This window comes from Bradyrhizobium sp. (assembly GCF_035935975.1).
In the GTDB taxonomy this organism is placed as follows: domain Bacteria; phylum Pseudomonadota; class Alphaproteobacteria; order Rhizobiales; family Xanthobacteraceae; genus Bradyrhizobium.
Genome location: NZ_DASYWN010000034.1, coordinates 173,711 through 188,170, shown reverse-complemented (window position 1 = coordinate 188,170; position 14,460 = coordinate 173,711). Strand labels below are relative to the sequence as shown.

The window sequence follows — 14,460 nt, the reverse complement described above, 5'->3', positions numbered from 1 at the left end:
CATCTGATGCCCGGACTATAGACGGTTCCCGCCGAAATGCTGTTGCAGGGCAGGCACAGTCGCCGGAAAACGCCCTCCGGTCGTGGTTTCGGTCGTCGTCGTCGATTTCTCTAAAATCATAGCAATATCAAATGGTTGAACAAAATTCCAAGATGGCTTTTTGGGTAAGTTTTCGTTAGGAAATCGCCCTTGTCCTAAATGGAGGCAATCCTGCCTCGGCCTTGGCTTGCCGGCTGGCCCCATGAGTCGCTGGCCGAGTCGTGCCATCGTGGATGCGGATTTCCGCGGCTCAATCGTCGGTAACGGCCTACATCGTCATCGCAAATGAAAAAGCCCCGGCTCCGGGCCGGGGCTTTCAGCGGGAACCGCCGCTTTAGACGTCCAGCAGTTCCTCGCTGGCAAACTCGGCCTTGTCAGAGATGAAGGCGAAGCGCGCCTCGGCCTTGGTGCCCATCAGCCGCTCGACCGAATCCGCCGTGGTGTCGCGGTCGTCGGGCAGCAGGACCACCTTGAGCAACGTCCGCTTGCTCGGGTCCATGGTGGTTTCCTTGAGCTGCGCCGGCATCATCTCGCCGAGGCCTTTGAAGCGGTTCACCTCGACCTTGGCGTTGGCGTTGAAGGCGCTCTTGATCAGCTCTTCCTTGTGCTTGTCGTCGCGCGCATAGACCGACTTGGTGCCGTGAGTGAGCTTGTAGAGCGGCGGCACCGCGAGGAAGAGATGTCCTTCGTCGATCAGCTTCGGCATCTGCCGGTAGAAGAAGGTGATCAGCAGCGAGGCGATGTGCGCGCCGTCGACGTCGGCGTCGGTCATGATGATGATGCGCTGATAGCGCAGATCCTCTTCGCGATACTGCAAAAGCTGGCCGCAGCCGATCGCCTGCACGAGATCCGAGAGCTGGGCGTTCGCCGTCAGCTTGTCCTTGCCGGCGGAGGCGACGTTGAGGATCTTGCCGCGCAGCGGCAGCACCGCCTGCGTCTTGCGATCACGTGCCTGCTTGGCGCTGCCGCCTGCCGAGTCGCCCTCGACGATGAAGAGCTCGGAGCCTTCGGTGCCGGCGTCGGTGCAATCGGCGAGCTTGCCGGGCAGGCGCAGCTTCTTGCCGGCCGTCTTGCGCGCGGTTTCCTTTTCCTGACGGCGGCGCAGCCGCTCCTCGGCGCGGTCGATCACGAAGTCGAGCAGCCGGTTGGCCATGTTCGGATTGCCCGACAGCCAGTGGTCGAACGGATCCTTCATCGCCTGCTCGACGATGCGCTGCGCCTCTGCGGTGGCGAGGCGATCCTTGGTCTGGCCCTGGAATTCAGGCTCGCGCACGAACACGGACAGCATCACGGCCGCGCCCACCATCACGTCTTCCGAGGTGATGGAGGAGGCGCGCTTGCCCTGGCCGACGCGTTCGGCGTGATCCTTCAGGCCACGCAGCAACGCGCTGCGCAGGCCTGATTCGTGCGTACCGCCGTCGGGCGTCGGCACCGTGTTGGTGTAGGACGACAGGAAGCCGTCGGCATCCGCGGTCCAGGCCACGGCCCATTCGCAGGCGCCGTGCGCGCCGTTGCGGCCCGACTTGCCGGAGAAGATGTCGGGATGCACCAGCGTGTCGGCGTGGATCGCCGCCGCCAGATAATCCTTGAGGCCGCCGGGGAAGTGGAAGGTCGCTTCCGCCGGTACGTCCTCGACGCCCTTGAGCAACTCGGGCGCGCAATTCCAGCGGATCTCGACGCCGCCGAACAGATAGGCCTTTGAGCGCGTCATCTTGAACAGGCGCTGCGGCTTGAACGCGGCCTTGGCGCCGAAGATGTCGGTGTCGGGCTTGAAGCGTACGCGCGTGCCGCGGCGGTTGTTGACCTTGCCGAGATCCTCGAGCTTGCCCTTCGGGTGGCCGCGCTCGAACGACATGCGGTAGAGCTTCTGGCTGCGCGCGACCTCGACCTCGAGACGCGAGGAGAGGGCGTTCACCACCGAGATGCCAACGCCGTGCAGACCGCCCGAGGTCTCGTAGACCTTGCTGTCGAACTTGCCGCCCGAGTGCAGCGTGCACATGATGACTTCGAGCGCCGACTTCTTCGGAAACTTCGGATGCGGATCGATCGGGATGCCGCGGCCGTTGTCGGTAACGGTGAGGAAGCCGTCCGCGCTGAGCTCCACGCCGATGAAGGTCGCGTGCCCAGCCAGCGCCTCGTCCATCGAGTTGTCGATGACTTCGGCAAATAGGTGATGCAGCGCCTTCTCGTCGGTGCCGCCGATATACATGCCGGGCCGGCGCCGCACGGGCTCCAGGCCTTCGAGCACCTCGATGTCGGCCGCGGTGTAGTCGGCTTCGCCGCCGCTTCCGCGCGGCGCCGCCTTGGCGGGTGCGCGGGATTTCGACTCTTCGTTGCCGAAAAAGTCGTCTTTTGCTTTTGGCTTCAACTGCTTGGACATATGTCTTGATGTGCTTTGAGGGCCGCGCAAGCGGCGAATCGGTTCGGCGGACTATGCCACGGCTAGCCTTGAAAGGTCACCGCGTCCTGGCCGGACGGCTGTGCGTGGTGCCCAATCCCGGCGATTTTACGCCGGAGGCCCACCCATTCCCGGCAATTTGACGCCTTGGCCCGGTTCGGGCCGGGTTTTGTGACTTGATGTCACACAAGTCCTTGGCTTACCAGTCTTTTCATCTGACAGGACCGTGACGGGGCGGGGAAGGCAATCTGGAATGGAGCAGTACGCGCACGCACTGGCCGAATTCGTGCGCGCTCACCAGGCTTGGGCGGCCCCGATCGTGTTCCTGCTCGCCTTCGGAGAGTCGCTGGCCTTCATCTCGCTGCTGGTCCCGGCCTGGGGTGCGCTCGTCGCCATCGGTGCGCTGATCGGGGTGAGCGGGATCAGCTTCTATCCGGTCTGGATCGCCGGAGGCATTGGAGCAGCGCTCGGCGACTGGGTCTCCTACTGGTTCGGCTATCGTTACAAGGAGCAGGTCGCCCAGATGTGGCCGCTCTCGCGCTATCCGGAACTGTTGCCCAAAGGCGAGGCCTTCGTGCGGAGCTGGGGCGTGCCCAGCATCTTCATCGGCCGCTTCTTCGGCCCCCTGCGCGCCTCGGTGCCGCTCGCGGCCGGCATCTTCGAGATGCCGTACTGGAGCTTTCAGGCCGCCAATTTCGTCTCGGCGCTGGTCTGGTCAGCGGCCCTGCTGCTGTTCGGCGACGTCATCGCCAAGCTGATGGAATTGCTCTGGCGCGTGATCTGACCGGGCAGCGAGGCCACCCGGTCAGTGCGCTTTACCTCAGAGCGAGGCGTTCCAGATCGACGGGATCCAGCGATAGCCCGAGCCGTCCTTTTCCTTCTCGACGCGGACGAGACCAGGGAAGGCGGCATGAATCATGGTGCCGGCGACGGAATGGAAGTGTTGACGGTGGTGACGCCATCGCAAACCACCGTGACCTGATGGGTGCCGACATTGTAGCGGTAGAAGCTTGCATTCTGGGCGGCGCTCGCGGACGAGGTCTTCACGAAGGGCAGGAGCGCCGAGGCGGCGGCACCGGCCAGCGTTGTGCGACGGGTGATCTCGGTCATGGCGATGTCCTCAGGCTGGGTTGCGAAAGGCGCGGGACCGGCCGGCAGAGCGCGCGCCGGTCTTTCTTGGGAACCCCCACGCTTACGCTAAATTCCGCTGTGGCTGGTTGACATCCGTGCGGCAGACTGCCGTCACCCGTGCGGCATCCTGCCTGCGTGCGCCAGCGATTTGGGCTTGACCCCGGAACCCGCCGGCCTTATAGCCGCGCGCCATGATCAACGCTGCGACCATCCTGTTCGCCCGTCGCCGCCGCCGCATTTTAGCGGTTTGGGCGGTCGATCGCGTTTGAGATCATCGTCTTTGCCGCTGGATCCGATCCGCGGCATTCTCTCTCCTGTCAGCGCGATCTGATCCGGCGGCCCCCCAAGGAGGCCCAGCAGGAGACCACGATGTACACGCCACCCTTTTTCAAGCCGGATCGCGCCGCAAGCCTGAAATTCGCCGAGGAGCGCGGCTTCGGCACGATGTGCGCCTTCGACGGCCACAAGCCGGTTGCCTCGCCGCTGCCGTTCTATTTGACCTATGCCGATGACGGCACGCCGCGGGCCGCCTTTCATGTCGCCCGTCACAATCCGCTGGTAAAGCTTGCGGGCGGGACGACGTCCTGGCTGCTCGCGGTCAACGGACCCGATGCCTATGTATCGCCGGACTGGTACGTCTCGCCGGATCAGGTGCCGACCTGGCTCTACCAGTCGGTTCATCTGACCGGACCGGTGAAGTTGTTGTCGGACGGTGAGCTGGCGGTGCAAATCGATACGCTCAGCGACAAGTTCGAGAGCTGGCTGCTGCCGAAGAAGCCGTGGACGTCGGGCAAGATGACGGCGGGCCGGCTCGAGGCGCTGAAGAGGGGGATCGTGGGTCTGGTCATGACGGTTGAAGAGGTCGAAGGCAGCTTCAAGCTCAACCAGCACAAGTCCGACGCCGACTATACGGCGATCGCCAATGCGCTCGGCGTCCAGCCCGCCGCCGACGCCAGGGAAATCGCGCAACTGATGCAGGACGTGAGGCCCGACGCCTTCGCGGCCGAAACCAACAAGCTCGAAAGGAGCCTGCCATGAGCCTCACGGAAACCACCAAAGCCCCGTCCACCGGCGCAGCCAGGAAGCCCGCCACCATCTTCGTCGATGGCGGCTCCGGCACCACCGGGCTCGGCATCAACGAGCGGCTGAAGCTCCAGAACGACGTGGTCGTGAAGACGATCGCCGACGACAAGCGCAAGGATCCCGCGGCCAAGAAGGCGCTGATGGAGGAGGTCGATCTCGTCATCCTTTGTCTGCCCGACGACGCCGCCAAGGAAACGGTTGCCCTGGTCGACAGCATGGGCGCTGCGGGACCGAAGGTGCTGGACGCCTCGACCGCGTACCGGGTCGCGCCCGACTGGGCCTACGGCTTTCCGGAAATGACGCCGGACCAGGCCGCCAAGATCAAGGGCGCGAAGAAGGTCTCCAATCCCGGCTGCTACCCGACCGGCGGCATCGCGCTGCTGCGGCCGATCGTCGATGCGGGTCTGCTGCCCCCTGACTATCCCATCACGGTCAACGCGGTGAGCGGCTATTCCGGCGGCGGCAAGTCGATGATCGCAAGCTTCGAGGACGGCAGCGCGCCGTCCTTCGAGCTCTACGGCCTCGGCTTCGAGCACAAGCATCTGCCGGAGCTGCAGCTCTATTCGAACCTGACGCGGCGGCCGATCTTCATCCCCTCGGTCGGCAACTACCGGCAGGGCATGCTGGTGTCGGTGCCGCTCCAGCTCGACACGCTGCCGGGCAAGCCCAGCGGTGCCGATCTGCAGGCCGCGCTCGCCAAGCGCTATGCCGGCTCAAAGTATGTCTCGGTGATGCCGCTTCAGAACGAGGCGTCGAAGGGCGGCCGGCTCGAGCCGGAAGCGCTCAACGAGACCAACATGCTCGAGCTCTACGTCTTCGCCAGCGACAAGTATCACCAAGCCGTGCTGGTGGCGCGGCTCGATAATCTCGGCAAGGGCGCCTCGGGTGCAGCCGTGCAGAACATGCGGCTGATGCTGGGACTTGCCGACCAGTAAGACAATCTCGTGCCCCGGACGCAGCGCAGCACTTCTTTAGTGATGCGCTGCAGAGCCGGGGCCCATATTTCTTGGTTCGTCAGTAGCTTTCTGCGTCCCGGCTCGCGCATCGTGCGTCCGGGACAAGCAGACTTCAGTACTTCGCGACGAGCGGACCGCCGAAGCGGTAGTTGATGCGGGCGGTGATCAGGTCGACGTCCTGGCCGATACGGTCGGTGCGCGAGAACGTGCCGGCGGGCGTCAGCGCGCCGTTGGACGTCAGCGTGATGTCGCGATGGCTCATGAACAGATGGTCGTATTCGAGGCCGACCGACCAGTTCGGCGCGAAGCCGTATTCGAAGCCGACGCCGATGGTGCCGCCCCAACGGGTGTCGTCGGCGCGATCGAACTCCGCTCCGCCCAGACCGCCCGTACCGAGGCCGCTATAACGGTTGCGGGTCACAGCGCCGCCGCCCTTCACGTAGAGCAGTGCGTTGTTCCAGGCGTAGCCGACCTGGCCGGTGAACAGGCCGAAGGCGTCGATGCGGGTGCGGTTCGCGACGCCGAACACGGTGCTGGCATTCCGGCCCGAGAGGTCGGCCCAGTCGCCCTGCGCTTCAAGGCCGAACACGAAGGCATTGCTCTGCCAGCGATAGCCGACCTGGCCGCCGGCGACGGCGCCGGTCGCATCATGGCAGCCTTCGGCGACGCCGGCCGGGAAGCCGACGGTCCCGTCCCAGCAATTGCGCGACGAGCCGTAGCCGCCGTTGGCGCCGATGTAGAAGCCGCTCCAATCGTAGATCGCCGCGATCATCGGCGGCGCCTTGGTGTAGGGACGGGCGGCGAGATCGGCGGCACCAGCCTGGGTCGTAACGGCCACGAGCGAGAGCGCGCCGAGCGCAAATGCAATCTTGGAATTCATGTCAGCCCCGAATCAATCAAATGCGATGCGTGAATATACGTGTGGATATACGACAAGTTGTATGTGCGAGTGCGAAACTTGGTCGATTCTGTCGCGCTGTCATCTTGCGGCAACACCTGTGGTTGATGGCTGCCGCCAGAATGGGCAGACGCTCCTTCCGACCTCCGGGAATTTGCCGGCGCGGGCTACGCGGCGATCCATTCCAGCAGGGCGTTCTGTGCGTGCAGGAGGAAAGCCTTCGCCATCGTGCTCTGGCACGTGGTGTGGCTCATCGCATCGGCGGTGACCTCCTGGCCCCTGGTCACCGGCGGGCAGGGCAGGAAGATCGCATCGCGGCGGCATTTGTCGAGCAGCGATGCGGATATCCGGTAGTCTGCAAGCTGGTCGTCATGCGTCCCATTCGGCCAGCAATCCGTGATGATCACGTCCGCGTCGCGCAACAAATCGAGATCGGTGCTTGCGGTGAATCTCGGACTTGCGATGTCCCGGACATGCCACTCGGCCGGATAGATCTGCATCACCTCGATCGGCAAGGCGATGGAGACTTCAACCCAGGAGCGGAGGATGTTGGCATCGGGTGCGACGCCGACGACCTTCAGGCCCTCGAGCGTTCCTCGTTTGCCGCTGACATAGGCGAGATCGCCGAGCGTCTCGCAGGGGTGATTTGATCGCGTTCTGGCATTGACGACCGGCGCTTTGGCATGCGCTGCAAGCTCGCGCAGGGTCGACAATTCGCGGGTGCGCACGACCAGGATGTCGAACCAATTGTCGAGATATCCTGCGAGATCAGCGGTCGTCTCGTGGACATTGAACCTGACCGGAGGCTGCACGCAGATGCCTCCCATCGCCTTCACGCCAAGATCGAACGCGGCCGTATTCCGCCATCCGCCGTCATCGGCGATGACGGCCACGCGCTTGCCGGCAAGGCCTTGCGGCATGGAGCGATCCTGCCACGCCGCAGCCAGAAGCTGCGCACGGGCGAGGATGGAGAGGATCACGTCCGCGCCGAGATCGTGGAATTCGACGAAATCCCGGCTGGGTTCGCTGGGCATGGCCGAGCGTCGAGGGTGCGCGCTCAAAACACCTTGAAGATCGCCAGCGCCAGCACGGCCTGGGCGAGGAAGCCGACGGTGAAGGCCAGCGTGCGGAACACCGGGATGCCGAGCGCATAGACGATCAGATGCGCGACGCGGGACCAGAAATAGATCGCGCAGGCGAGCACCGTCCATTTGGTGGAATAGTCGATCGCGTTGAGGATCAGCACCAGCGGCGCGAACAGCACGAGGTTCTCGACCGCGTTGTCATGCGCAAACATCAGCCGGTTCGCCCACTCCGACTGTGGCTTGTCGCCGCGAGAGGGATTGGCCATCGCGCCAGTGAGGCCGCGGATCTGGCAGCGGTTGATGGTGTAGGGAATCCAGAGGATCCCGGTCAGGATCACCGTACACGTCAGCCAGAACAATTCGCGCGTCATAGTCCGGTCCCCCTCTGTCGTCGCTGAGCTGAGAGCGAGTCTATACAGGAGCGCGCGAGAGTGCGCCATGCGCAAGGGCGCACTGGCTCTTGTTTGCGTATGATCTTCTCGGAAAACCGCTTCGCACTTTTCCGGTTCATACGCTATGCGCGAACCCTGACATAGCTGCCGGGCGCATCCTCGATCGCGGGCAGCGCCTCGCTGCCGACCACGCGCGCCGGCACCTCCTCCGGATCGAGCGCGCCCAGCCATTCGCGCCAGTCCGGCCACCACGAGCCCTTGTGCTCGACCGCGCCCTTCATCCAGTCGGCGACACTGATGTCCTTGATGTTGTCGTTGGTCCAGTACTGGTACTTGTTCGAGGCCGGCGGATTGACCACGCCGGCGATATGGCCCGAGCCCGACAGCACATATTTCACCGGCCCGCCGAAGAATTGCGAGCCGTACAGCACCGATTCCGCCGGCGCGATGTGGTCCTCGCGCGTGGCGAGGTTGTAGACGGGCACCATGACCTTGGAGAGATCGAGCAGGGTGTTGTCGAGCACCATCGTGCCCGTCGACAGCCGGTTCTCCAGATAGCAATTGCGCAGGTAGTAGGAATGGTTCGACGCGGTCATGCGCGTCGCATCCGAATTCCAGTGCAGGAGGTCGAACGCGCTCGGCTGCTGGCCCTTCAGATAGTTGCTGACGACATAGGACCAGATCAAATCGTTGGAGCGCAGCATGTTGAAGGCCATCGCCATCTTGGAGCCTTCGAGCACCCCGGCCGCCCTCATGTCCTGCTCGAGCGCTGCGATCTGCTCTTCGTCGACGAACACGAGGAGATCGCCGGCATGGGTGAAATCGACCTGGGCTGCGAAGAACGTCGCCGACGAGACGCGCTGGCGGCGCTTCTCGGCAAGCCAGGCCAGCGTGGTCGCGAGCATGGTGCCGCCGACGCAATAGCCGGCGGTGTGCACCTTCATCTCGCCGGTGACCTTCTCGATCACGTCCATCGCGGTGAGCGGGCCTTCCTTCATATAGTCTTCCCAGCTCTTGTTGCCGAGCCGCTTGTCGGGATTGACCCATGAGATCACGAACACGGTGATGCCCTGGTCGACGCACCACTTGATGTAGGATTTTTCCGGCTTGAGATCGAGGATGTAGAACTTGTTGATCCAGGGCGGCACGATCAGGAGCGGGGTGCGCAGCACCTTCTCCGTGGTCGGCGAATACTGGATCAGCTGCATCATCTCGTTCTGGTAGATCACCTTGCCCGGCGTCGTCGCCATGTTGACGCCGACGACGAGATTGTCCGGGTTGGACTGGCGGATCTTCAGCATGCCCTTGCCGGCCGCGATGTCCTCGGCCAGCATCTTCAGGCCGCGCGCGAGGTTCTCGCCGCTGCTCGCCACCGTCTCCCGCAGCACTTCCGGATTGGTCAGCACGAAGTTCGACGGCGAGATCGCGTTGGTGACCTGCTGGACATAGAACTCCGCCTTGCGGCGGGTGCGCGGATCGAGGCCGTCGGCATCGCGCACCAGCTCCTGCGCCCATTTGGTCGTGAGCAGATAGAGCTGCATCATGAAATCGAAGAACTGGTTCGATTTCCATTCCGGATCGGCAAAGCGCTTGTCGCGCGGCGAGGGCGCGATCGCGGGCTCGGCGTCCTGACCGGCCATGCGGCGCGCCGTCGAGCCCCAGAGGTCGAGATAATCCTTGGCGAGCTTGGTCTGCAGGTCCGACGCGCGCGAATTGTCCGACAGCCAGTATTCGGCGACCGAGGTGAAGGTCCTGACCACTTCGGTGAGCTCGGCCGGCGGGCGGTCCTGCACCTCGCCGCTTTCGCGCGGCTTGAGGTAGGCGGCCAGCGCCTTGCCGCCGCTCTCCATCGCCCGCGCGACATTCATCGCGAAGGCTTCCGCATCGAACTTCGTTTCAGATCGGGGCGCGTCAGTCGTGGCGGTACTCATGAGCAGAACAGTAACGAGTCATTCCGTATTCGTCACCGCGAAGCTCGCAAGTTTGGCGTTAAACACGCTCCAAGATGTGCTGCACTGCGATAAGTCTTCCCGGTTCCGTCATAATCAGGCCGCAAGGCTCGGCTTGGTGGCGCCGGGGCGCTTTTTCTCGCTCGCACCATTGGGGCAGCAATGGTTTGAGCTTGGGCGCGGTGTCGGGTAAGGCTTGCCCGGGGCCGTGCTTTGGGACGAGTAGGGGATTTCCCAAGTGTTGGCGTTGTGGGACCTGCAAAAGTCGCTGCCGATTTGTGGCGCGCTGCTGATAGCGGCGCTTGCGCTCGGTGGCTGTTCGAGTCAGCTCGCTGATCTCACGCCGGCGGATGCCCAGGCGCATCCGAAGGAGCCGGGCTCCTATCTGCCGGTGCACGATCTGCCGCCGGAGCGTGATCAGGCGACCATTCCGCCGGATCAGCGGGCCAAGATCGAGGCCGAGCTTGCCGCCGCGCGCGACCGCCAGGCCGTTGCCGCCAAAGACGCGAAGTAGCGCAGTGCAAGGTAATCGCTGGCGCCTCCGCGATGCCGTGCTAAAAGACCTGAGTTCAGCCGAGAGTCAGGGCGAACGACTTCAGTCTCTGCTGTCGAAGATTGCTCTAAGTATTTGATTTTGAGTAATTTTGGCGGGTTGGGCTGTTCCCTTTCGGAGTGGCCCTTGCGGCCAGTCGATTCTGTCCTGACCGGTTGCCCGGAGCCCAGAGAGCCATGGAAGAGTTTTACCGCATCCGCCGCCTTCCGCCTTACGTGTTCGAGCAGGTCAACCGGGCCAAGGCGGCCGCGCGGAATGCCGGCGCCGATATCATCGACCTCGGCATGGGCAATCCGGATCTGCCGGCGCCGCCGCATGTGCTGGAGAAGCTGAAGGAGACCCTCGGCAAGCCGCGCACCGACCGCTACTCGGCCTCCCGCGGCATCCCCGGCCTGCGCCGCGCCCAGGCCGCCTATTACGCCCGCCGCTTCGGCGTGAAGCTCAACCCCGACACCCAGGTGGTCGCGACGCTCGGCTCGAAGGAGGGCTTTGCCAACGTGGCCCAGGCGATCACCGCGCCGGGCGACGTCATCCTCTGTCCGAACCCGAGCTACCCGATTCACGCCTTCGGCTTTTTGATGGCAGGCGGTGTGATCCGCTCGGTGCCCTCGGAGCCGACGCCGCAATTCTTCGAGGCGGTGGAGCGCGCGATCGTGCATTCGATCCCGAAGCCGCTCGCGCTGGTTGTCTGCTATCCCTCGAACCCGACCGCCTATGTCGCGAGCCTGGATTTCTACAAGGACCTCGTTGCGTTCGCGAAGAAGCACGAGATCCTGATCCTGTCGGATCTGGCTTATGCCGAGGTCTATTTCGACGAGAACAACCCGCCGCCCTCGGTGCTGCAGGTGCCGGGCGCGATCGACGTCACCGTCGAGTTCACCTCGATGTCGAAGACCTATTCGATGGCCGGCTGGCGCATGGGCTTTGCGGTCGGCAACGACCGCGTGATCGCGGCGCTCGCCCGCGTCAAATCCTATCTCGATTACGGTGCCTTCACGCCGGTGCAGGTCGCCGCGACCGCGGCGCTGAACGGCCCCGACGATTGCATCAAGGAGATGCGCGACACCTACCGCAAGCGCCGCGACGCGCTGGTGGAATCGTTCGGCCGCGCCGGCTGGGAAATTCCGCCGCCGGAGGCTTCGATGTTCGCCTGGGTGCCGCTGCCGGAGGCTTTCCGCAGCGTCGGCAGCATGCAGTTCGCGACCCTGATGGTGGAGAAATCCGGCGTTGCGGTCTCGCCCGGCGTCGGCTTCGGCGAGCATGGTGAAGGATATGTCCGCATCGCCATGGTGGAAAACGAGCAACGGATCAGGCAGGCCGCGCGCGGCGTGCGCCGCTTCCTTGAAAGCGGCATCGAAACGTTGCACAACGTGGTTCCGCTCGCCAACCGGCGCTAATTCTCTTCGACAGGTTCTCTAAAAGCATCATGGTTGCACCCCTGAAAGTGGGCATAGCGGGGCTCGGCACCGTGGGTGCCGAAGTCGTCCGTTTGATCGAAACGCAAAGCCGCGTGCTCTCAGGCCGCAGCGGCCGCGGCATTCGCGTCGTTGCCGTCACCGCACGCTCGAAGGCCAAGAAGCGCAGCGTCGATCTGCGCGGGGTCGAATGGGTCAAGGATCCCCTGGCGCTGGCCACGCATCCCGAGGTCGACTGTTTCGTCGAGCTGATGGGCGGGGCGGGCGATCCCGCATTGTCGGCGGTGGAAGCCGCGCTCAACGCCGGCAAGTCTGTCGTCACGGCGAACAAGGCCTTGCTCGCCAAGCACGGCATCAAGCTGGCCAAGGCCGCCGAAAAGCACGGCGGCGCGCTGAATTTCGAGGCAGCGGTCGGCGCCGCCATTCCCGTCATCAAGACGTTGCGCGAGGGCCTCGCGGGAACCGGCATTAACCGCGTCTATGGCATCCTCAACGGCACCTGCAATTACATCCTGACCCGGATGGAGCAGGAGGGCCTGTCCTTCGCCGAATGCCTCAAGGATGCGCAGCGGCTCGGCTATGCCGAGGCCAACCCGTCCTTCGACGTCGACGGCCATGACACCGCGCAAAAGCTCGCCATTCTCGCCAGCCTCGCTTTCGGCACGAAAGTTGCTCAAAGCGCAGTGTATGTCGAAGGTATCTCCTCCATCGCGCCGGAAGATTTGCGCGCCGCCGACGATCTCGGTTACCGGCTCAAGCTGCTCGGCGTTGCCGTCCGCACCGCCAAGGGCATCGAGCAGCGCGTGCACCCGACCATGGTTCCCAAATCCTCTTCGATCGCACAGGTGATGGGTGTCACCAATGCGGTCACGATCGATGGCGAGGGCATTCCGCCGATCACGCTGGTCGGCCCCGGCGCTGGCGGTGCGGCCACCGCCTCCGCCGTCGTCGCCGATATCGCCGACGTCGCGCGCGGCATCCGCGCCAATCCGTTCGGCCGGCCGATCGCGCATCTGCGCGACACCAAGAAGGCGCCGATGGAGCGCCACGAGGGCGGCTACTACATCCGCCTGTTGGCACGCGATTTCCCGGGCACTGCGGCTGCGATCGCGACCCGGCTCGCAGAGCAGAAGATTTCGATCGAGTCGATTGTGCAGCGCCATCCCAATGGCGGCGCCGCACCGGCAAATGGCAAGGCCGTGCCTGTGCCTGTCATCCTGATCACATACGCTACCCATGAGGACGCGGTGCGCCGCGCGCTCGCCGCCGTGCAGAAGGACAAGGTGATCAGCGGACGGCCGCAGGTCATCAGGATCGAGAAGAACTAGGGCATGACCCGGAAAAGTGTGAAGCGGTTTTCCGGAAAGGTCATGCTCAAGCCATAAGACAGTTCGAACGAACTGTGGGTGTTACGAGTTGATGTGGGCGGAGAGTCCCGCCCAGAACGGTTTCGAAGGAGTTAGCCGATGTCGACCCATATTTCAGTGCCGCCGCAAGCCTTGCTCGAGCGCATTCTCACGCTGGAGATCGTGCGTGTGACGGAGCGGGCGGCGGTGTCGTCGGCGCGACTGCGCGGACACGGCAACGAGAAGGCGGCCGACCAGGCCGCGGTGGACGCGATGCGCCGCGAGCTCAACAAGCTGCCGATCCAGGGCACCATCGTGATCGGCGAGGGCGAGCGCGACGAAGCGCCGATGCTCTACATCGGAGAGCAGGTCGGCATGAAGGCGGGCCCCGAAGTCGATATCGCGGTCGACCCGCTCGAAGGCACCACGCTGTGCGCCAAGAACATGCCGGGCTCGATCGCCACCATGGCGATGGCCGACGGCGGCACGCTGCTGCACGCGCCCGACGTCTACATGCAGAAGCTCGCGATCGGTCCCGGTTACGACAAGGGCGTGGTCGATCTCGATGCTTCGCCGGCCGACAACGTGCTCCGTCTCGCCAAGGCCAAGGGCGTCAAGCCCGACGGCATCACGGTTCTCGTGCTCGACCGTCCGCGCCATGCCGACATCATCTCGAGCGTGCGCTCGACCGGTGCTGCGGTGCGCCTCATCACCGACGGCGACGTCGCCGGCGTGATCCATTGCGCCGACCCCGACAACACCGGCGTCGACATGTATCTCGGCACCGGCGGTGCGCCGGAAGGCGTGCTCGCAGCCGTGGCGCTGCGCTGCATCGGCGGCCAGATGCAGTGTCGCCTGATCCTCGATTCCGACGAGAAGCGCGAACGCGCCGCCAAGATGGGCGTCAACGATCCCAAGATGATCTACGGCATCGAGGACATGGCGCGCGGCGACTGCCTGTTCGCCGCCACCGGCGTCACCACGGGCTCGCTGCTGTCGGGCGTCAAGTTCCGCAAGGACGGCGTGATCGAGACCGAGACGGTGGTGATGCGCTCGGTGACCGGCACCGTGCGCTACATCAAGGCCGAGCACCGCGAGCTCGCGAAGTTCCATCTGGACTGACACGCTTCGTCATTCCGGGGCGACGGGACCGCGCAAGGCGCGGCCCGGAGAGCCCGGAATCCATCGAGCGGCAGAGTCTGATGTGAAATGGAT

The 14,460-nt window shown here is 64.3% G+C and carries 13 protein-coding genes; 7 read left to right on the top strand and 6 right to left on the bottom strand.

Going from position 1 to position 14,460, the window contains the following annotated elements; translation table 11 throughout:
• Nucleotides 1-373: 373 nt before the first annotated feature.
• Nucleotides 374-2,419, bottom strand: coding sequence for a DNA topoisomerase IV subunit B (gene parE, locus VGR99_RS18825; RefSeq protein ID WP_326900314.1), 2,046 nt, complete (start codon nt 2,417-2,419; stop codon nt 374-376).
• A 271-nt stretch (nt 2,420-2,690) separates the two neighbouring features.
• Between parE and VGR99_RS18820 the strand changes: the two genes are divergently transcribed.
• Nucleotides 2,691-3,221 carry a DedA family protein gene (locus VGR99_RS18820; protein ID WP_326900313.1) on the top strand — a complete coding sequence of 177 codons (531 nt, stop codon included), beginning with the start codon at nt 2,691-2,693 and terminating at the stop codon, nt 3,219-3,221.
• Nucleotides 3,222-3,352: 131 nt separating this feature from the next.
• On the opposite strand, the gene VGR99_RS18815 is transcribed toward VGR99_RS18820, so the two are convergent.
• The gene (locus tag VGR99_RS18815) at nt 3,353-3,547 is read right to left on the bottom strand and encodes a hypothetical protein (RefSeq protein WP_326900312.1); all 195 of its coding nucleotides are present in this window, start codon (nt 3,545-3,547) and stop codon (nt 3,353-3,355) included.
• Between the two features lie 390 nt (nt 3,548-3,937).
• On the opposite strand from VGR99_RS18815, the gene VGR99_RS18810 reads away from it, so the two are divergent.
• The gene (locus tag VGR99_RS18810) at nt 3,938-4,606 is read left to right on the top strand and encodes an FMN-binding negative transcriptional regulator (RefSeq protein WP_326900311.1); all 669 of its coding nucleotides are present in this window, start codon (nt 3,938-3,940) and stop codon (nt 4,604-4,606) included.
• A complete protein-coding gene (gene argC, locus VGR99_RS18805) occupies nt 4,603-5,586 on the top strand; it encodes an N-acetyl-gamma-glutamyl-phosphate reductase (protein WP_326900310.1) in 984 nt (327 codons plus the stop codon). The genes VGR99_RS18810 and argC overlap by 4 nt, the downstream gene beginning before the upstream one ends.
• A gap of 133 nt (nt 5,587-5,719) precedes the next feature.
• On the opposite strand, the gene VGR99_RS18800 is transcribed toward argC, so the two are convergent.
• The 4 genes from VGR99_RS18800 to VGR99_RS18785 all read right to left on the bottom strand — a co-directional run bounded on the left by VGR99_RS18800 (nt 5,720) and on the right by VGR99_RS18785 (nt 9,913).
• Nucleotides 5,720-6,487 (bottom strand): outer membrane protein, encoded by a 768-nt coding sequence (locus VGR99_RS18800; protein WP_326900309.1) that lies wholly within the window; start codon nt 6,485-6,487, stop codon nt 5,720-5,722.
• Between the two features lie 185 nt (nt 6,488-6,672).
• Nucleotides 6,673-7,539 (bottom strand): ornithine carbamoyltransferase, encoded by an 867-nt coding sequence (locus VGR99_RS18795; protein ID WP_326900307.1) that lies wholly within the window; start codon nt 7,537-7,539, stop codon nt 6,673-6,675.
• Nucleotides 7,540-7,562: 23 nt separating this feature from the next.
• Entirely contained in the window at nt 7,563-7,961 is a 399-nt protein-coding gene (locus VGR99_RS18790; protein WP_326900306.1) for an MAPEG family protein, read from the bottom strand.
• A gap of 143 nt (nt 7,962-8,104) precedes the next feature.
• Complete coding sequence (locus tag VGR99_RS18785; protein WP_326900305.1) at nt 8,105-9,913, bottom strand: class I poly(R)-hydroxyalkanoic acid synthase; 1,809 nt, start codon at nt 9,911-9,913, stop codon at nt 8,105-8,107.
• A gap of 256 nt (nt 9,914-10,169) precedes the next feature.
• Here VGR99_RS18785 and VGR99_RS18780 point away from each other — a divergent pair, with 256 nt between their 5' ends.
• The 4 genes from VGR99_RS18780 (at nt 10,170) to glpX (ending at nt 14,367) form a co-directional block, all read left to right on the top strand.
• Nucleotides 10,170-10,445: a hypothetical protein gene (locus VGR99_RS18780; protein WP_326900304.1), complete on the top strand. Its 276-nt coding sequence runs from the start codon at nt 10,170-10,172 to the stop codon at nt 10,443-10,445.
• A gap of 215 nt (nt 10,446-10,660) precedes the next feature.
• A complete protein-coding gene (locus VGR99_RS18775) occupies nt 10,661-11,881 on the top strand; it encodes an LL-diaminopimelate aminotransferase (RefSeq protein WP_326900303.1) in 1,221 nt (406 codons plus the stop codon).
• A 29-nt stretch (nt 11,882-11,910) separates the two neighbouring features.
• The gene (locus VGR99_RS18770) at nt 11,911-13,227 is read left to right on the top strand and encodes a homoserine dehydrogenase (RefSeq protein WP_326900302.1); all 1,317 of its coding nucleotides are present in this window, start codon (nt 11,911-11,913) and stop codon (nt 13,225-13,227) included.
• Nucleotides 13,228-13,365: 138 nt separating this feature from the next.
• On the top strand, nt 13,366-14,367 hold the full coding sequence (gene glpX / locus VGR99_RS18765; protein ID WP_326900301.1) for a class II fructose-bisphosphatase: 1,002 nt from the start codon (nt 13,366-13,368) through the stop codon (nt 14,365-14,367).
• The last annotated feature ends 93 nt before the right edge of the window (nt 14,368-14,460 follow it).